Annotated in this window: 11 protein-coding genes; 3 read left to right on the top strand and 8 right to left on the bottom strand. The window is 68.9% G+C overall.

Annotated elements, in window-relative coordinates; translation table 11 throughout:
* Positions 1 to 18: 18 nt before the first annotated feature.
* On the bottom strand, positions 19 to 918 hold the full coding sequence (gene rfbD / locus ACFWU6_RS12925; protein ID WP_383980823.1) for a dTDP-4-dehydrorhamnose reductase: 900 nt from the start codon (positions 916 to 918) through the stop codon (positions 19 to 21).
* 47 nt (positions 919 to 965) lie between these two features.
* Positions 966 to 1,943: a dTDP-glucose 4,6-dehydratase gene (rfbB, locus tag ACFWU6_RS12920; RefSeq protein ID WP_383802539.1), complete on the bottom strand. Its 978-nt coding sequence runs from the start codon at positions 1,941 to 1,943 to the stop codon at positions 966 to 968.
* A 49-nt stretch (positions 1,944 to 1,992) separates the two neighbouring features.
* Between rfbB and rfbA the strand changes: the two genes are divergently transcribed.
* Entirely contained in the window at positions 1,993 to 2,868 is an 876-nt protein-coding gene (rfbA, locus tag ACFWU6_RS12915) for a glucose-1-phosphate thymidylyltransferase RfbA (protein WP_383802541.1), read from the top strand.
* Complete coding sequence (gene rfbC, locus ACFWU6_RS12910; RefSeq protein ID WP_383980816.1) at positions 2,865 to 3,467, top strand: dTDP-4-dehydrorhamnose 3,5-epimerase; 603 nt, start codon at positions 2,865 to 2,867, stop codon at positions 3,465 to 3,467. The genes rfbA and rfbC overlap by 4 nt, the downstream gene beginning before the upstream one ends.
* A 126-nt stretch (positions 3,468 to 3,593) precedes the next feature.
* On the opposite strand, the gene tuf is transcribed toward rfbC, so the two are convergent.
* From tuf to rpsL, 4 genes are all read right to left on the bottom strand, one after another.
* The gene (tuf, locus tag ACFWU6_RS12905; protein WP_215144011.1) at positions 3,594 to 4,787 is read right to left on the bottom strand and encodes an elongation factor Tu; all 1,194 of its coding nucleotides are present in this window, start codon (positions 4,785 to 4,787) and stop codon (positions 3,594 to 3,596) included.
* Between the two features lie 149 nt (positions 4,788 to 4,936).
* Positions 4,937 to 7,066, bottom strand: coding sequence for an elongation factor G (gene fusA, locus ACFWU6_RS12900; protein ID WP_383802546.1), 2,130 nt, complete (start codon positions 7,064 to 7,066; stop codon positions 4,937 to 4,939).
* Between the two features lie 39 nt (positions 7,067 to 7,105).
* Complete coding sequence (rpsG, locus tag ACFWU6_RS12895) at positions 7,106 to 7,576, bottom strand: 30S ribosomal protein S7 (RefSeq protein ID WP_330298073.1); 471 nt, start codon at positions 7,574 to 7,576, stop codon at positions 7,106 to 7,108.
* A 2-nt stretch (positions 7,577 to 7,578) separates the two neighbouring features.
* Positions 7,579 to 7,950 carry a 30S ribosomal protein S12 gene (gene rpsL / locus ACFWU6_RS12890; RefSeq protein WP_007265893.1) on the bottom strand — a complete coding sequence of 124 codons (372 nt, stop codon included), beginning with the start codon at positions 7,948 to 7,950 and terminating at the stop codon, positions 7,579 to 7,581.
* 411 nt (positions 7,951 to 8,361) lie between these two features.
* Between rpsL and ACFWU6_RS12885 the strand changes: the two genes are divergently transcribed.
* Complete coding sequence (locus ACFWU6_RS12885; protein WP_383980821.1) at positions 8,362 to 10,863, top strand: YfhO family protein; 2,502 nt, start codon at positions 8,362 to 8,364, stop codon at positions 10,861 to 10,863.
* 102 nt (positions 10,864 to 10,965) lie between these two features.
* Here ACFWU6_RS12885 and ACFWU6_RS12880 read toward each other — a convergent pair whose 3' ends face one another.
* Both ACFWU6_RS12880 and rpoB read right to left on the bottom strand, forming a co-directional pair.
* Entirely contained in the window at positions 10,966 to 14,865 is a 3,900-nt protein-coding gene (locus ACFWU6_RS12880; protein ID WP_383802549.1) for a DNA-directed RNA polymerase subunit beta', read from the bottom strand.
* Between the two features lie 97 nt (positions 14,866 to 14,962).
* Positions 14,963 to 18,445 carry a DNA-directed RNA polymerase subunit beta gene (gene rpoB / locus ACFWU6_RS12875; protein ID WP_383802552.1) on the bottom strand — a complete coding sequence of 1,161 codons (3,483 nt, stop codon included), beginning with the start codon at positions 18,443 to 18,445 and terminating at the stop codon, positions 14,963 to 14,965.
* Positions 18,446 to 18,918: the final 473 nt, after the last annotated feature.

The raw sequence follows: 18,918 nt of genomic DNA, 5'->3' as shown, positions 1-18,918 counted from the left end.
CCCCGCCACGCTGAGTGGTCAAACTGTCGGCCGCCCCGAACCGCCCGCCTCCCGGGCCCGGGCGGCCAGCCCGCCGAAGGCCGGGGTGCGCAGGGCCTCGGCCAGCTGCTCGCGCCAGTCGGCCGGCGGGGCCAGGCCCGCTTCGGCCCAGCGGTCGTGTCCGAGCACGCTGAAGGCCGGGCGGGCGGCCGGGCGCACGAAGGCCGCGGAGGTGGTCGCCCGGATCCGCTCCGGGTCCAGGCCGCTCAGCCGGTACGTCTCGCGCGCCAGGCCGTACCAGGTCGTACGGCCGCCCGCGGTGCCGTGGTAGACGCCCGCCGGGGCCCGGCCCTCCAGCGCGGCCCGGCCCAGTTCGACCAGTCGGGTGGCCAGGGCGCGGGACCAGGTGGGCTGGCCGTGCTGGTCGTCCACGACGTCGAGGGTGTCCCGCAGGGCGGCCAGCTCCAGCATGGTGGCGACGAAGTTCGCGCCGTGCTCCCCGTACAGCCAGGCCGTACGGACCACGTACCCGTCCCGCGGCAGGAGCTCGGCGACGGCCCGCTCCCCCGCGAGCTTGCCGCGGCCGTAGGCGTTGACCGGGCCGGTCGCGGCGGACTCCGGACAGGGCCGGGTGGCGGTCCCGGGCAGGACGTAGTCGGTGGAGACGTGCAGCAGGCGCGCCCCGGCCGCGGCGCAGGCCCCGGCGAGGACGCGCACCCCGGTGCCGTTGACGGCGGTGGCGGCCTCCTCGGCCGTCTCGGCGCCGTCCACGTCGGTCCACGCGGCGCAGTTGACGACCACGTCGGCGCCGGCGACGGCGGTCCGGACGGCGTCGGGGTCGGTGATGTCGAGATCGGCGCGGCCCAGGCCGGCGACCTCGGTACGGGCGTCCCGCGCCGCGGCGGCGGCCAGCTCGGCCAGGACGTCGCGGCCGAGCATGCCGGCGGCGCCGGTGACCAGCCAGCGGGCGGTTCCCGGGTGCGCGGTCACGTGCGCAGCGCCGCCTTCGCCTTCAACGGCTCCCACCAGGCACGGTTCTCGCGGTACCAGTCGACGGTGGCCCTGATGCCCTCCTCGAAGCCGGTCCGGGGGGCGTAGCCGAGCTCGTCACCGATCTTGCCGATGTCGATCGAGTAGCGCAGGTCGTGGCCCTTGCGGTCCTCGACCCGCTCCACCATGTCCCAGCCGAGGCCGAAGGCCTCCAGCAGGACGCCGGTGAGTTCCTCGTTGGTGAGCTCGGCGCCGCCGCCGATGTTGTAGACCTCGCCGGAGCGGCCCGCGCGCATCACCAGGTCGATGCCGCGGCAGTGGTCGGAGACGTGCAGCCAGTCGCGCACGTTGCCGCCGTCGCCGTACAGCGGGACCTTCCTGCCGTCCATCAGGTTCGAGACGAACAGCGGGATGACCTTCTCCGGGAACTGGTGGTGCCCGTAGTTGTTGGAGCAGCGCGTGACGACCACGTCCAGGCCGTGGGTGCGGTGATAGGCCAGCGCCAACAGGTCGGAGGAGGCCTTCGTCGCGGAATAGGGGGAGTTGGGCGCCAGCGGCCACTCCTCGGTCCAGGAGCCCTCGGCGATGGACCCGTAGACCTCGTCCGTGGAGATGTGCACGAAGCGGCCGACCCCGTGCGCGCGGGCGGCGTCCAACAGCACCTGCGTACCGAGGACGTTGGTCGTGACGAAGGGCCCCGCGCCCGCGATCGAGCGGTCCACGTGGGACTCGGCGGCGAAGTGGACGACGACGTCGTGACCGGGCATCACCCGGTCGACGGTCTCGGCGTCGCAGATGTCGCCCCGGACGAAGGTGTACCCCGAGTGGCCCGACACGGAAGCCAGGTTGGACTCGACACCGGAGTAGGTCAGCTTGTCGAGGACCGTGATCCGCGCGGCCGCATCCGCACCGAGCTGCTGTCGGACGAACTCCGAACCGATGAACCCGGCGCCGCCGGTCACGAGGATGCGCATAATCCGAAGACTAGCCGCCTGTCGAACGCCCCTCGCATAGGTTCTCCGCATGCGAGGAATCCTCTTAGCCGGTGGCACCGGCTCCAGACTCTGGCCGCTGACCCGGGCAGTCTCGAAGCAGCTGTTGCCCGTCTTCGACAAGCCGATGATCTACTACCCCCTCTCCACCCTGGTGATGGCGGGGATCAGCGAGATCCTGATCATCACCACCCCGGAGGACCGCGAACAGTTCGAGCGGCTGCTCGGCGACGGATCGCAGTTCGGCCTGCGGCTGGAGTACGCCGTCCAGGCGCGTCCGGAGGGCATCGCCCAGGCCCTCGTCCTCGGCTCCGACTTCATCGGCGACGCGTCCGTCGCGCTGATCCTCGGCGACAACATCTTCCACGGCAGCGGGCTCGGCACCCGGCTCGCCCAGCACACCGACCCCAAGGGCGGGCACGTGTTCGCCTACCCGGTGGCGGACCCGTCCGCGTACGGCGTGGTCGAGTTCGACGCCGGGGGCCAGGCCGTCTCCATCGAGGAGAAGCCGGCCAGGCCCAAGTCCCGCTACGCGGTGCCGGGGCTCTACTTCTACGACAACCGGGTCGTCGCGATGGCCGCCGGCCTCGAACCCAGCGCCCGCGGCGAGCTGGAGATCACCGCGGTCAACGACGCCTACCTGCGGGCCGGCGAGCTGCACGTCACGGTCCTCGACCGCGGTACCGCCTGGCTGGACACCGGCACCTTCGTGTCGATGGTGCAGGCCTCCGAGTTCGTCCGCGTCATCGAGGAGCGGCAGGGCCTCAAGATCGGCTGCGTCGAGGAGGCGGCCTGGCGGGCCGGGCTGATCGGCTCCGCGCAGCTGCGCCGGCTCGCCGAGCCGCTGACCAGGAGCGGGTACGGGGACTACCTGATGACCCTGCTCGCCGAGGAGGCCGTGCGGTGAGGTTCCGCGAGCTGTCCGTCGAGGGCGCCTTCGAGATCACCCCGCGGCTCCACGGCGACCCGCGCGGACTGTTCTCCGAGTGGTACCGCTCCGACCGGCTGGCCGAAGCGGTCGGCCACCCCCTGAGCCTGGCGCAGGGCAACCTCTCGGTCTCCTCCCGCGGCGTGGTCCGCGGCGTCCACTTCGCCGACGTGCCGCCCGGCCAGGCCAAGTACGTCACCTGCGTGCGGGGCGCCGTGCTCGACGTGGTCGTGGACCTGCGGGTCGGCTCCCCCACCTTCGGCCGCTGGGAGGGCGTACGGCTGGACGACGCCGACCGGCGCGCGGTCTACCTGTCCGAGGGCCTGGGCCACGGGTTCTGCGCGCTCGACGACGACGCCACGCTCGCGTACCTCTGCTCGGCGCCCTACAGCCCGTCCGGCGAGCACGCGGTCCACCCGCTCGACCCCGACCTCGGCATCGAGTGGCCGACGGCCGGGGCGCCGCGGCTCTCCGCCCGCGACGAGGCCGCCCCCACGCTGGCCGAGGCCCTCGCGAGCGGGCTGCTGCCCGACTATGCGGCCTGCACGGCCTTCACCGCGTCGCTCCGGGCGGGCTGACCCCGGGCCGGCGCACGGCCGGGGCCGGGTACGCCGAAGGGCCCCGCCCCACCGCCGAAGCGGTGGGCCGGGGCCCTTCAGTGCGACTCGGTGCCCGGTGGCCGGGCTACCAGGTCAGAGCACGGACTAGGCCGTGATCTTGGTGACCTGGCCGGCGCCCACGGTACGACCACCCTCACGGATGGCGAACTTCAGGCCCTCCTCCATGGCGACCGGCTGGATCAGCGCGACCGTCATCTCGGTGTTGTCGCCCGGCATGACCATCTCCGTGCCGGCCGGCAGGGTGACGACACCCGTGACGTCCGTGGTACGGAAGTAGAACTGCGGACGGTAGTTGTTGAAGAAGGGGGTGTGACGGCCACCCTCGTCCTTCGACAGGATGTAGGCCTGAGCCTCGAACTCCTTGTGCGGGGTGACCGAGCCCGGCTTGATGATGACCTGGCCGCGCTCGACGTCCTCGCGCTTGATGCCGCGGAGGAGCAGACCGACGTTCTCGCCGGCCTGGCCCTCGTCGAGCAGCTTGCGGAACATCTCGATACCGGTGACCGTGGTGGTGGTCTTCTCTTCCTTGATACCGATGATGTCGACGGTCTCGTTGACCTTCAGGACACCACGCTCGATACGGCCGGTGACGACCGTACCGCGACCGGTGATCGTGAAGACGTCCTCGACGGGCATGAGGAACGGCTTCTCGGTGTCACGCGGCGGGGTCGGGATGGCCTCGTCGACGGCGGACATGAGGCCGAGAAGCTTCTCGCCCCACTCCTTGTCGCCCTCGAGCGCCTTCAGCGCGGAGACGCGGACGACCGGAAGGTCGTCGCCCGGGAAGTCGTACTCGGAGAGCAGCTCACGGACCTCGAGCTCGACGAGCTCCAGGATCTCCTCGTCGTCCACCATGTCGGCCTTGTTCAGCGCGACGACGATGTAGGGGACGCCGACCTGGCGGGCCAGGAGCACGTGCTCCTTGGTCTGCGGCATCGGGCCGTCGGTGGCGGCGACCACGAGGATCGCGCCGTCCATCTGCGCGGCACCGGTGATCATGTTCTTGATGTAGTCAGCGTGACCCGGGCAGTCGACGTGGGCGTAGTGACGCGCCTCGGTCTGGTACTCGACGTGCGCGATCGAGATGGTGATACCGCGCTGGCGCTCCTCGGGAGCCTTGTCGATCTGGTCGAAGGCCGAGGCCTCGTTCAGGTCCGGGTACGCGTCGTGCAGCACCTTGGTAATGGCGGCCGTGAGGGTCGTCTTACCGTGGTCAATGTGACCGATGGTGCCGATGTTGACGTGCGGCTTAGTCCGCTCGAACTTCGCCTTCGCCACGGGGTCCTCCTGGAGAGTGGTTCTGTACGCCTTGCTCATCGGCGCCAGGTGATCTTTGCTGGATAGCCGGTTCCCCCGGGGCAGCGGGAGGGTTGCTCCTGATGCCCCAGAGGCTCCGGTGACAAGCCTAAAGCGTGTACTCGGAAGAGTTACTCGCCCTTGGCCTTCGCGATGATCTCCTCAGCGACGTTCCGGGGAACCTCGGCGTAGGAGTCGAACTGCATCGAGTAGCTGGCGCGACCCGAGGTCTTGCTGCGGAGGTCTCCGACGTAGCCGAACATCTCCGAAAGCGGCACGAGGCCCTTCACGAGACGCGCGCCGTGACGCTCCTCCATGGCCTGGATCTGGCCACGGCGGGAGTTGATGTCGCCGATCACGTCGCCCATGGACTCCTCGGGCGTGGTGACCTCAACGGACATCATCGGCTCGAGAAGTACGGGCGACGCCTTGCGCGCGGCCTCCTTGAAGGCCTGCGAACCGGCGATCTTGAAGGCGAGCTCCGAGGAGTCGACCTCGTGGTAGCCGCCGTCGAGAAGAATGACGCGGACGCCGGTCATCTCGTAGCCGGCCAGGATGCCGAACTGCATGGCCTCCTGCGCACCGGCGTCCACCGAGGGGATGTACTCCCTCGGGATGCGGCCACCGGTGACCTTGTTCACGAACTCGTACGCCGGGCCGTCGGCCTCGAGGATCGGCTCGATCGCGATCTGCACCTTGGCGAACTGACCGGTACCACCGGTCTGCTTCTTGTGGGTGTAGTCGTGACGCTCGACGGTCTTGCGGATCGTCTCACGGTACGCGACCTGCGGCTTGCCGACGTTGGCCTCGACCTTGAACTCGCGCTTCATACGGTCGACCAGCACCTCGAGGTGCAGCTCGCCCATACCGCCGAGGATGGTCTGGCCGGTCTCCTCGTCCGAGTGAACGTGGAAGGAGGGGTCCTCCTCCGCGAGACTCTGGATGGCGACACCCAGCTTCTCCTGGTCACCCTTGGACTTGGGCTCGATGGCGACCTGGATGACCGGAGCCGGGAAGTCCATGGACTCCAGGATCACGGGTGCCTTGTCGTCACACAGCGTCTCACCGGTGGTGGTCTGCTTCAGGCCCATGACGGCGACGATGTCGCCCGCGCCCACCGCGGCGATCTCTTCCCGCTTGTTCGCGTGCATGCGGTAGATCTTGCCGATGCGCTCCTTCTTGCCCTTGACGGAGTTCAGCACCGCAGTGCCGGCCTCCAGGCGGCCCGAGTAAACCCGGACGAAGGTGAGCTTGCCGAGGTGCGGGTCGCGCATGATCTTGAACGCCAGCGCCGCGAGCGGCTCGTCGTCCGAAGGCTTGCGCTTCACGACGACCTCGGCGTCACGGACGTCGTGACCCTCGATGGCCTCGATGTCCAGCGGCGACGGGAGGTAGCGGATGACGGCGTCGAGCAGGGGCTGAACGCCCTTGTTCTTGAACGCCGTGCCACAGAACACCGCGGTGATCGTGGCGCCGTTGCCCTTGCCCGAGCCGATGATGATGCGGCGGACGGCGGCGTGCAGCTGCTCGACGGAGGGCTCGGTGCCCTCCAGGAACAGCTCCATGAGCTCGTCGTCGTTCTCGGACACCTGCTCGATGAGCTTGGCGCGCCATTCCTCGGCGGCCTCGGTGTGCGTGGCCGGGATGTCGACGATGTCGTACATCTCGCCCTTGGTCGCCTCGGCGGACCAGACGAACGCCTTCATGGTGACCAGGTCGACAACGCCCTGGAAGTCCATCTCGGCACCGATGGGGAGCTGCATGACGATCGGAACCGCGCCGAGGCGCGACTCGATCATCTCGACGCAGCGGTGGAACTCGGCGCCGGTGCGGTCCAGCTTGTTGACGAAGCAGATGCGCGGAACGCCGTAGCGGTCTGCCTGACGCCAGACCGTCTCGGACTGCGGCTCCACACCGGCGACACCGTCGAACACGGTGACGGCGCCGTCGAGGACGCGGAGCGAACGCTCCACCTCGACGGTGAAGTCGACGTGACCCGGGGTGTCGATGATGTTGATGGTGTGGTCGACCTCGTCGAGAGGCCAGTGGCAGGTCGTCGCGGCGGACGTGATGGTGATACCACGCTCCTGCTCCTGCTCCATCCAGTCCATCGTGGCGGCGCCGTCGTGGACCTCACCGATCTTGTACGACACACCGGTGTAGAACAGGATGCGCTCGGTGGTGGTCGTCTTGCCCGCGTCGATGTGGGCCATGATCCCGATGTTGCGGACCTTGGCCAGGTCAAGCGAAGTGGTAGCCATAAGGCTTCGGTCTTCTCTCGGTCTCGATGTGGGGTGGGACTACCAGCGGTAGTGCGCGAAGGCCTTGTTGGACTCGGCCATCTTGTGCGTGTCCTCACGCTTCTTGACGGCCGCACCGAGGCCGTTCGAGGCGTCGAGGAGCTCGTTCATGAGGCGCTCGGTCATGGTCTTCTCGCGACGGGCGCGGGAGTAGCCCACGATCCAGCGCAGCGAGAGGGTCGCCGCGCGACCGGGCTTGACCTCGATCGGCACCTGGTAGGTGGCGCCACCGACACGGCGGGACTTGACCTCGAGGGACGGCTTGACGTTCTCCAGCGCGCGCTTCAGCGTGATGACCGGGTCAGCACCGGTCTTCTCGCGGAGGCCTTCCATGGCGCCGTAGACGATGCGCTCGGCGGTGGAGCGCTTGCCGTTCAGGAGGATCTTGTTGATGAGCGACGTCACCAGAGGAGATGCGTAGACCGGGTCGATGATGACCGGGCGCTTCGGGGCGGGGCCCTTACGAGGCATTCTTACTTCTCCTTCTTGGCGCCGTAGCGGCTGCGGGCCTGCTTGCGGTTCTTGACAGCCTGGGTGTCAAGCGCACCGCGGATGATCTTGTAACGAACACCCGGCAGGTCCTTCACACGGCCACCACGCACGAGCACGATCGAGTGCTCCTGCAGGTTGTGTCCCTCACCCGGAATGTAGGCCGTGACCTCGATGCCGGAGGTCAGACGCACACGCGCGACCTTACGGAGCGCCGAGTTCGGCTTCTTCGGGGTGGTCGTGAACACTCGCGTGCAGACGCCGCGACGCTGGGGCGAAGCCTCGAGCGCGGGGGTCTTTGTCTTCTCGACCTTGTCCTGCCGGCCCTTCCGGACCAGCTGCTGGATCGTAGGCACTACTTCTCCGGTTTCTGTGTGCCGTGTAGTGAAGCTAACCTGGAACATTTGCCGACCCACGCGGTCGGGTGTGTCGGATCCGGCGGACCTCCGTGCGGACACGGAGACGCTTGGATCGCGGTGGCCGATGCGGCTCACATGCGGTTGATGGACACGCACGAGAGCCTAGGCACACCCCAGGCACAAGGTCAGAGCGTACCTACCTCACAGAGGTAGGTCAAAACAAATGCCCAGCACGAAAACACGCCGGGCGCAAGCGGTGGCGCCCTCCCCCGCCCCGCACGGCTCCCCCGGGCGGCCCCCGGCGCCGGCCGGCACGGCCCGCCGCAGGCCGGCGGCGCCCCTAAGCTGCGCACTGCCCTCCGCGCAGCGCGCGAGAGTCGATCAGCAGGGAGCAGGGCATTGGGGACCGTGGCACCGGAGCCGACCAGCGTGGAACACGCCCCGCACCCCGGCCCGGAGCACCGGCCGCCCGAACCGGACCGCCCGTTCCCGCGCCGGCGCCGGCGCTCCCGCCGGTGGGGCCGGCCGCACGGTCCGCTGCTCGCCTTCCTCATCACTTCGGGTGCTTTCTGCGCGGCCTGGGCGGCGCGCGGCGCCTATCCCTTCGGCGCCACCGGCCGGGCCCTCAACGACCAGGCCAACCAGTACGTCCCCTTCCACCGCGCGCTGTGGGACCTGGTCCACGGACACGCCGCCGGCGACCTGCTCTTCACCTGGCACGGCGGCTTCGGCCAGCAGTTCCTCTCGGACTACCACACCTACCTCGGCAATCCGTTCTCCTGGACGGCCGTCCTGGTCCCCCGCGCCCACGTCGACCTGGCCGTCTTCGCCGTCACCCCGGTCACGATGGGCACCGCCGCGGCCGTCATGACGGTCTACCTCGGCCGGTTGCACCCCGGCCCGTGGTGGCAGCGCGGTGTCCTCGGCGCCTGCTACGGCCTGTGCGGATGGGCGCTCAGCGACGCCTCGTACATCCCCATGTGGCTCTGGGGCCTGGTCGCCCTCCCGCTGCTCGGCATCGCCGCGCAGTGGTGCCTGGAGGGGCGCCGCTGGCCCGGCGCGGCCCTGCTCGTCGCGCTCGCCTGGTACGGCAACTTCTACACGGCCATGATGGCCACGACGGCCGCCTGCGTCCTCCTCGGCGTCCGCCTCCTCACCCTCGACGCGCCCGCCCCCGGGCAGCGGCTGCGCGCCGCCTGGCGGGCCGCGACGGCCGCGGGGACGGGCATCGCGCTCACCCTCCCCCTCCTCCTGCCGTCGTTCCTGTCCAGCGGAGCCGCCCAGCCCACCCGGGCCGGCGCCTTCGACCCCGTACGGATCGACGTCTTCCTGGCGGGCCTGCTCCCGGCCACCCACCTGTGGGGCGGCCGCCCCCGGCTCTACATCGCCTCGCTCGGCCTGATCCTGGCCGGCGCCTTCGTCCTCAACACCTCGATCGCGCGCCGGACCCGGCTGGTGTGGACCGGCGCGGCGCTCCTGGTGGCCGCCTCCTTCCAGTTCCCGCCCACCCAGTACGCCTGGCACGGTCTCGCCGTGCCGAACGGCAACCCCTACCGGGAGGCCTTCGTCCTCAGCGGGATGCTGGTCGTCCTCGCCTGGCTGTCCCTGGCCCACCGCCCGCGCCCGCTCCACCTGGCCCTGGCGGCCGGCCTGCCGGCCGCGGCCGCCTTCGTGCTCCGCCGCACGGACGACTTCGGCGGCTGGACCTGGCCGGCCGTCCTGGGCGGCGGCGCGCTGTCCCTGCTGTCCCTGGTCCTGCTGAGCCTCGGCGAGCGGCGCCGGTTCCTGGTCCCGGCGGCCGCCGCCCTGATGGCCGCCGTCGTCTTCGCCGAGTCCACCGCGGCGGCGGTCAACGCCGACGCCCGCCGCGCCCGCGAGCGCTGGGCGAAGCCGGCCGCCACCTCGAACCGGTCCATCACGAACCACTTCGCCGCCGTCCGGGCGGTGGACGGCTGGCCCGCCCACCGGACCGACTCGGGCGCGCCGCAGACCTCGTACAACGACGCGCTCGCCCTGCGGGCGCAGGGGCCGCAGTACTACAGCAGCTACCTCCCGGCGGCCACGTACCAGGCGCTGGAGCCGCTCGGCTACGGCTACAAGAACGACGGCCGCACCCTCTTCGGCGCCGACAACCCGGTGCTCGACGCGATCTTCTCCATCGGGGCCCGGGTCCGCCCGGGGAGCGCCCCGGGCACCTGGACCGCGGTCCGCTTCCCCGCGCCCCCGCTGGTCACCGTACGGTCGGCCCCCTACACCTCGCCCCACCCGCCGGACAGCGTCTACGCCCGCCAGGAGACCCTCCTGGGCGCCACCGTGTACGAGGTCCCCCGCACCGCCCGCGCCGGCACCGCGGGCGGACAGCGCCTCACCGCCCGCTGCGCGCCGGGCTCCGAGGCCTTCTGGTACTCCCCCGACCTCTACGGCACCGTCTCCGCGGGCGGCCGCGAGCAGCCCCTGAACGGCTCCGCGACCGGGGTCACCCCCCTGGGCGGGGTCCCCGCCTCGGGCCGGGTCGACGTCCGGGTGCGGACCCGCGCCCGCGGGGGCCCGGTCGGCGCCTTCCCCCTCGGCTGCCTGGACCGCCCGGCGCTCGACCGGGCCGTCGCCCGCCTGACGGCCACCGGCGCCACGGGCGTCGAGACCGGCGGCCACACCGTCGAGGCCACCCTCCCGGCGGGCGCCACGGGGACGGCGGTCTTCGCGATGACCGCCGTCCCCGGCTGGCGGTGCTCGGCCCCCGCGGGCAGCTTCCACGGCCTGGTCTCGGTGCCCCTCTCCCCCGGCACGCGGAAGGTCGCCTGCACCTTCACCCCCCGCGGCCTCACCCCGGGCCTGGCCGCCGGCGCCCTCGCCCTCCTGGTCCTGGCCTCGACCGCCCTCACGTCCCTGCGCCGCCGGCGCCGCGCCTGACGCGCCCCGCGCCGGCCGCCGGGCCCCCGGGTACGCGGAAGCCCCCCGCGCTCCTCACGGAGTGCGGGGGGCTTCTGCTCACGCGCTGGGCGCTCTCGGACCTCAGCCGTTGTACGGGCCGTAGTCGTAGTCCTCCAGCGGGACGGCCTGGCCGGAGCCGGTGCCGAAGGGCGAGTAGTCGATGTCGTCGTAACCGACGGCCGAGTACATCGCGGCCTTGGCCTCTTCGGTGGGCTCCACCCGGATGTTGCGGTAGCGGGCGAGGCCCGTACCGGCCGGGATGAGCTTGCCGATGATGACGTTCTCCTTGAGGCCGATCAGGGAGTCGGACTTGGCGTTGATCGCCGCGTCCGTCAGAACCCTGGTCGTCTCCTGGAAGGACGCCGCCGACAGCCACGACTCGGTGGCGAGCGAGGCCTTGGTGATACCCATCAGCTGCGGGCGGCCGGAGGCGGGGTGTCCGCCCTCGGTGACCACACGACGGTTCTCGGTCTCGAACTTCGACCGCTCGACCAGCTCGCCCGGCAGGAGCTCCGCGTCGCCGGACTCGATGATCGTCACGCGGCGCAGCATCTGCCGGATGATGATCTCGATGTGCTTGTCGTGGATCGACACGCCCTGCGAGTTGTAGACCTTCTGGACTTCGCCGACCAGGTGGACCTGGACGGCACGCTGGCCGAGGATGCGCAGCACGTCGTGCGGGTTGGTGGCACCCATGGTGAGCTTCTGGCCCACCTCGACGTGGTCGCCCTCGTGCACGATGACCTTGGCGCGCTTCGAGATCGGGAAGGGAGTCTCGTCACTGCCGTCGTCGGGCGTGATGACGATCTTCTTGGTCTTCTCGGTCTCCTCGATCCGCACGCGGCCGGCGGCCTCGGAGATCGGGGCGACACCCTTCGGCGTACGGGCCTCGAAGAGCTCGACGACACGCGGCAGACCCTGCGTGATGTCGTCACCGGCCACACCACCGGTGTGGAAGGTACGCATCGTCAGCTGGGTACCGGGCTCACCGATGGACTGGGCGGCGATGATGCCGACCGCCTCACCGATGTCGACCAGCTTGCCGGTGGCGAGCGAGCGTCCGTAGCAGAAGGCACAGGTGCCGACCGCGGACTCACAGGTCAGGACCGAGCGGGTCTTGACCTCCTCGACGCCGTTGGCGACCAGGGCGTCGATGAGCACGTCACCGAGGTCGACGTTGGCCGGCGCGATGACCTTGCCGTCGATGACGACGTCCTCGGCCAGCATGCGGGCGTAGATCGAGGTCTCGACGTCGTCGGCCTTGCGCAGCGCGCCGTCCTCGCCGCGAACGGCGATCTTCAGCTTCAGGCCGCGCTCGGTGCCGCAGTCCTCCTCGCGGATGATGACGTCCTGCGAGACGTCCACCAGACGACGGGTGAGGTAACCCGAGTCGGCGGTACGCAGGGCGGTGTCCGCCAGACCCTTACGGGCACCGTGCGTGGAGATGAAGTACTCCAGGACGGTGAGGCCCTCACGGAAGGACGCCTTGATCGGACGCGGGATGGTCTCGTTCTTCGCGTTCGACACCAGACCGCGCATACCGGCGATCTGTCGCATCTGCATCATGTTTCCTCGGGCACCCGAGTCAACCATCATGAAGATGGGGTTCGTCTTGGGGAAGTTCGCGTTCATCGCCTCGGCAACCTCGTTGGTCGCCTTGGTCCAGATCGCGATGAGCTCCTGCGTGCGCTCGTCCTTGGTGATCAGACCGCGCTCGTACTGCTTCTGGACCTTCTCGTCCAGCTCCTCGTAGCCCTTGACGATGGCCTTCTTGGCCTCGGGCACGACGACGTCGGAGATGGCCACGGTGACGCCCGAACGGGTCGCCCAGTGGAAGCCGGCCGCCTTCAGGTTGTCGAGCGTCGCCGCCACGATGACCTTGGGGTAGCGCTCCGCCAGGTCGTTGACGATCTCGGAGAGCTGCTTCTTGCCCACCGAGTAGTCGACGAACGGGTAGTCCTCGGGCAGCAGCTCGTTGAAGAGCGCGCGGCCCAGGGTGGTGCGCAGCCGGAAGCTGTCGCCCGGCTGGAACTCCTGCTCGCCCTCTTCGGCGACCGGGTGCACCCAGCCCCGCGGCGGGATGGTGCCCACCGGGAAGCGGATGTCGACGGCCGACTGGAGCGCGAGCTCGCCGTTGTCGAACGCCATGGTCGCCTCGGCGGTCGAGCCGAACGCACGGCCCTCGCCCTTGACGTCACGGAGCTCGCCGTCGGTGGTCAGGAAGAACAGACCGAGGACCATGTCCTGGGTCGGCATCGTGACCGGACGGCCGTCGGCCGGCTTCAGGATGTTGTTCGAGGACAGCATCAGGATGCGGGCCTCGGCCTGCGCCTCCGCGGAGAGCGGCAGGTGCACGGCCATCTGGTCACCGTCGAAGTCCGCGTTGAACGCGGTGCAGACGAGCGGGTGGATCTGGATGGCCTTGCCTTCGACCAGCTGGGGCTCGAAGGCCTGGATGCCGAGGCGGTGCAGCGTGGGCGCACGGTTCAGCAGGACCGGGTGCTCGGCGATGACCTCTTCGAGCACGTCGTAGACGACCGTGCGGCCGCGCTCGACCATGCGCTTCGCCGACTTGATGTTCTGCGCGTGGTTCAGGTCCACCAGGCGCTTCATCACGAACGGCTTGAAGAGCTCCAGCGCCATGGCCTTGGGCAGGCCGCACTGGTGCAGCTTCAGCTGCGGGCCGACGACGATCACGGAACGCGCGGAGTAGTCCACGCGCTTGCCGAGGAGGTTCTGGCGGAATCGACCCTGCTTGCCCTTCAGCATGTCGCTGAGGGACTTCAGGGGGCGGTTGCCGGGACCGGTCACCGGACGGCCGCGACGACCGTTGTCGAAGAGGGCGTCCACGGCCTCCTGGAGCATGCGCTTCTCGTTGTTCACGATGATCTCGGGGGCACCGAGGTCAAGAAGGCGCTTCAGGCGGTTGTTGCGGTTGATCACGCGGCGGTACAGGTCGTTCAGGTCGGAGGTCGCGAAGCGGCCACCGTCCAGCTGCACCATCGGACGCAGGTCCGGCGGGATCACCGGCACGCAGTCCAGAACCATGCCCTTGGGCTTGTTGCTGGTCTGCAGGAACGCGGAGACGACCTTGAGGCGCTTGAGCGCACGGGTCTTCTTCTGGCCCTTGCCGGTACGGATGATCTCGCGGAGGCGCTCGGCCTCCTCCTCGAGGTCGAAGGACTCCAGGCGCTTCTGCAGCGCGGCGGCGCCCATGCAGCCGTCGAAGTACGTGCCGAAGCGGTCACGCAGCTCGCGGTACAGGAGCTCGTCGCCCTCCAGGTCCTGGACCTTGAGGTTCTTGAAGCGGGCCCACACCTCGTCGAGGCGGTCGATCTCGCGCTGGGCGCGGTCGCGGAGCTGCTTCATCTCGCGCTCGGCGCCTTCGCGCACCTTGCGGCGCACGTCGGCCTTCGCGCCCTCGGCCTCGAGCTCGGCCAGGTCGGTCTCGAGCTTCTTGGCACGGCCTTCGAGGTCCGCGTCGCGGCGGTTCTCGATCTGCTGGCGCTCGACGGAGACGTGCGCCTCCAGCGACGGGAGGTCGCGGGTGCGGCGCTCGTCGTCCACGAACGTGATCATGTACGCGGCGAAGTAGATGACCTTTTCGAGGTCCTTCGGCGCGAGGTCCAGCAGGTAGCCCAGGCGCGACGGGACGCCCTTGAAGTACCAGATGTGGGTGACGGGAGCGGCGAGCTCGATGTGGCCCATCCGCTCGCGGCGCACCTTGGCGCGCGTGACTTCGACGCCACAGCGCTCACAGATGATGCCCTTGAAGCGGACACGCTTGTACTTGCCGCAGTAGCACTCCCAGTCCCGGGTCGGGCCGAAGATCTTCTCGCAGAAGAGTCCGTCCTTCTCGGGCTTGAGGGTGCGGTAGTTGATGGTCTCCGGCTTCTTGACCTCGCCGTGGGACCAGGTTCGGATGTCGTCCGCGGTGGCAAGGCCGATCCGCAGCTCGTCGAAGAAGTTGACGTCGAGCACTGTGCGTCAATCCCTCTTTCGGGGTCGAGTCTCAATCATGGTCTGAACGGTCCCGGGGATGACGGGGGGCTCTTGAGCGAGCCCCCCGTCAGGCCCGTCAGACCTCTTCGACGCTGCTCGGCTCGCGCCGGGACAGGTCGATACCGAGCTCCTCCGCCGCGCGGAAGACGTCCTCGTCGGTGTCGCGCATCTCGATGGACATGCCGTCCGAGGACAGCACCTCCACGTTGAGGCAGAGCGACTGCATTTCCTTGATGAGCACCTTGAAGGACTCGGGAATGCCCGGCTCGGGGATGTTCTCGCCCTTGACGATGGCCTCGTAGACCTTCACGCGGCCGGTCACGTCGTCGGACTTGATGGTCAGGAGCTCCTGGAGGGCGTACGCGGCGCCATAAGCCTCAAGCGCCCACACCTCCATCTCACCGAAGCGCTGGCCACCGAACTGCGCCTTACCACCCAGCGGCTGCTGCGTGATCATCGAGTACGGACCGGTCGACCGAGCGTGGAGCTTGTCGTCGACCAGGTGGTGGAGCTTGAGGATGTACATGTACCCGATGGAGATCGGGTCCGGGAACGGCTCACCGGAGCGGCCGTCGAACAGACGCGCCTTGCCGGACGGGAGGACCAGGCGGTCCCCGTCGCGGTTCGGGATGGTGTGCTCGAAGAGGCCGGCGAGCTCGTCCTCGCGGGCGCCGTCGAACACCGGGGTGGCGACGTTGGTACCGGGCTCGACCTTGTCGGCACCGATGACCTTCAGACGCTCGGCCCAGTCCTCGGCCAGGCCGGAGACGTCCCAGCCGCGGCTGGCGAGCCAGCCGAGGTGGATCTCCAGGACCTGTCCCGGGTTCATTCGGGACGGGACACCCAGCGGGTTGAGGATGATGTCGACCGGCGTGCCGTCTTCCAGGAAGGGCATGTCCTCGATCGGAAGGATCTTGGAGATGACGCCCTTGTTGCCGTGGCGGCCGGCGAGCTTGTCGCCGTCGGTGATCTTGCGCTTCTGGGCGACGTAGACGCGGACCAGCTGGTTCACGCCCGGAGGAAGCTCGTCGCCCTCCTCGCGGTCGAAGACGCGGACACCGATGACCTTGCCGATCTCACCGTGAGGCACCTTGAGCGAGGTGTCGCGCACCTCGCGGGCCTTCTCACCGAAGATCGCGCGGAGCAGGCGCTCCTCCGGGGTCAGCTCGGTCTCGCCCTTGGGCGTGACCTTGCCGACCAGGATGTCGCCGGCGACGACGTCCGCACCGATGCGGATGATGCCGCGCTCGTCGAGGTCCGCCAGGACCTCCTCGGAGACGTTCGGGATGTCCCGGGTGATCTCCTCGGGGCCCAGCTTGGTGTCACGGGCGTCGACCTCGTGCTCCTCGATGTGGATCGAGGAGAGGACGTCGTCCTGTACGAGGCGCTGCGACAGGATGATCGCGTCCTCGTAGTTGTGGCCTTCCCACGGCATGAACGCGACGAGCAGGTTCTTGCCGAGGGCCATTTCGCCCTCTTCGGTCGCGGGACCGTCGGCAAGGACCTGGGACTCGATGATCCGGTCGCCCTCGTTGACGATGACCTTCTGGTTGACCGAGGTGCCCTGGTTCGAGCGGGAGAACTTCGCGACGCGGTACGTGGTGTACGTGCCGTCGTCGTTGGCGACGGTGATGTAGTCGGCCGAGACCTCCTGGACGACACCGTCCTTCTCCGCACGGATCGAGTCACCGGCGTCGACCGCGCAGCGGTACTCCATGCCGGTGCCGACGAGCGGCGCCTCCGCCTTGATGAGCGGAACGGCCTGGCGCATCATGTTCGCGCCCATGAGGGCGCGGTTGGCGTCGTCGTGCTCCAGGAAGGGGATCATCGCGGTCGCGACGGACACCATCTGGCGCGGGGAGACGTCCATGTAGTCGACGTCGTCGCCGGCGATGTAGTCGATCTCGCCGCCACGACGGCGGACCAGCACGCGGTTCTCGGTGAAGCGCATCTCGTCGTTCAGGCCGGCGTTGGCCTGGGCGATGACGAAGCGGTCTTCCTCGTCGGCCGTCAGGTAGTCGACGTCGTCGGTGACGACACCGTCGATGACCTTGCGGTACGGGGTCTCGACGAAGCCGAACGCGTTGACGCGGCCGTAGGACGCGAGCGAGCCGATCAGACCGATGTTCGGGCCTTCGGGGGTCTCGATCGGACACATGCGGCCGTAGTGCGACGGGTGCACGTCACGGACCTCGAAGCCGGCCCGCTCACGGGACAGACCGCCGGGGCCCAGCGCCGAAAGGCGGCGCTTGTGGGTCAGACCCGACAGCGGGTTGTTCTGGTCCATGAACTGCGACAGCTGGCTGGTGCCGAAGAACTCCTTGATGGAGGCGACGACCGGCCGGATGTTGATCAGGGTCTGCGGCGTGATCGCCTCGACGTCCTGGGTCGTCATGCGCTCGCGGACGACGCGCTCCATACGAGCCAGACCCGTGCGGACCTGGTTCTGGATGAGCTCGCCGACGTTGCGCAGACGACGGTTGCCGAAGTGGTCGATGTCGTCGGTCTCGACGACGATCGAACGGCCGGACTCACCGGTGGTCTCGGTCTCGCCGGCGTGCAGCTTGACCAGGTACTTGATGGTCGCGATGACGTCGTCGGTGGTGAGCACGCCGGCGTCGAGCGGCTCGTCGGCGCCGAGCTTCTTGTTCACCTTGTAGCGGCCGACCTTGGCGAGGTCGTAGCGCTTCGGGTTGAAGTAGAGGTTCTCGAGCAGCGTCTGAGCGGCCTCGCGGGTCGGCGGTTCGCCCGGACGCAGCTTGCGGTAGATGTCGAGCAGCGCGTCGTCCTGACCCTGGGTGTGGTCCTTCTCCAGGGTGGCGCGCATGGACTCGTACTCGCCGAACTCCTCGAGGATCTGCTCGGTGGTCCAGCCGAGAGCCTTCAGGAGGACGGTGACGGACTGCTTGCGCTTGCGGTCGATGCGGACACCGACCATGTCGCGCTTGTCGATCTCCATCTCCAGCCAGGCACCCCGGGACGGGATGATCTTGGCGGCGAAGATGTCCTTGTCGGACGTCTTGTCGATGGAGGAGTCGAAGTAGACACCAGGGGAGCGGACAAGCTGCGACACGACGACACGCTCGGTGCCGTTGATGACGAAGGTGCCCTTGTTGGTCATGAGCGGGAAGTCGCCCATGAAGACCGTCTGAGACTTGATCTCTCCGGTCTCGTTGTTCGTGAACTCGGCTGTGACGAACAGCGGCGCCGCGTACGTGAAGTCGCGGTCCTTGCACTCGTCGACAGAGTTCTTCGCCGGCTCGAAACGGTGGTCGCGGAAGGTCAGCGACATCGACCCGGAGAAGTCCTCGATCGGCGAGATCTCCTCGAAGATCTCTTCCAGACCGGACTTGGTGGGGACGTCCTGTCCACTCTCAAGCGCCGACTCGACGCGAGACTTCCAGGCAGCGTTGCCGAGAAGCCAGTCAAAGCTCTCGGTCTGCAGCGCCAGGAGGTTCGGAACCTCGAGGGGCTCCTTGATCTTTGCAAAGGAGATGCGCAGCGGGGCAGTGCTGGCACCGTTGTTCGTATTGGTCGAGGCGTTGCGCGAGGCGGCCAAGAGGGGGTCCTTCCGAGGGCTCGGACTCACTACGCGCGTACCGGTCCCAGCGGACACAGAAGACGGCCGCTCCCGATCTGGGCCGAAGGGCCAGCTCAGGGCAATCAATCAAGTGTGCTGAAGCGTGGGTATGCCCCTGGCGACGGGCAGGGGGCAGCTAACAGGCAGCGCAAAGGGTCAGTGTAGCCACTTGGCTCACTGATGTCCAGACCAGGTTTCCGGAAACCGGCAACAGGCCTTCCCCATGTCGTTAAACAAACCCTGCATCCAACGCTGCGGCCTCGTACACGTACACACAGCGCGTATCAGTACTGCCCTCTTCACGGTCGATCCATGCCTCGAATCCCCGATCGAGGAGTCCGAGCTGGCGACGGGTCTGAGAATTGCGCGCCGCGTCCCGTTCGTCAAGGCCCCCTGCTCCGTGCGGATCATCTTCGGACCCAGCTCCGGGGCAACGATGATCACCCTACTCC

This window comes from Streptomyces sp. NPDC058674, assembly GCF_042716505.1.
Classification (GTDB): Bacteria; Actinomycetota; Actinomycetes; order Streptomycetales; family Streptomycetaceae; genus Streptomyces.
Note: the sequence above shows the minus strand (reverse complement) of the source record. Positions and strands in the feature narration are given on the sequence as shown.

Coding starts and splice junctions, on each gene's coding strand:
- rpsG (WP_330298073.1), bottom strand. CDS start 7,576: ATGCCTCGTAAGGGCCCCGCCCCGAAGCGCCCGGTCATCATCGACCCG.
- fusA (WP_383802546.1), bottom strand. CDS start 7,066: ATGGCTACCACTTCGCTTGACCTGGCCAAGGTCCGCAACATCGGGATC.
- rfbA (WP_383802541.1), top strand. CDS start 1,993: ATGCGAGGAATCCTCTTAGCCGGTGGCACCGGCTCCAGACTCTGGCCG.
- rfbB (WP_383802539.1), bottom strand. CDS start 1,943: ATGCGCATCCTCGTGACCGGCGGCGCCGGGTTCATCGGTTCGGAGTTC.
- rfbD (WP_383980823.1), bottom strand. CDS start 918: ATGCTCGGCCGCGACGTCCTGGCCGAGCTGGCCGCCGCCGCGGCGCGG.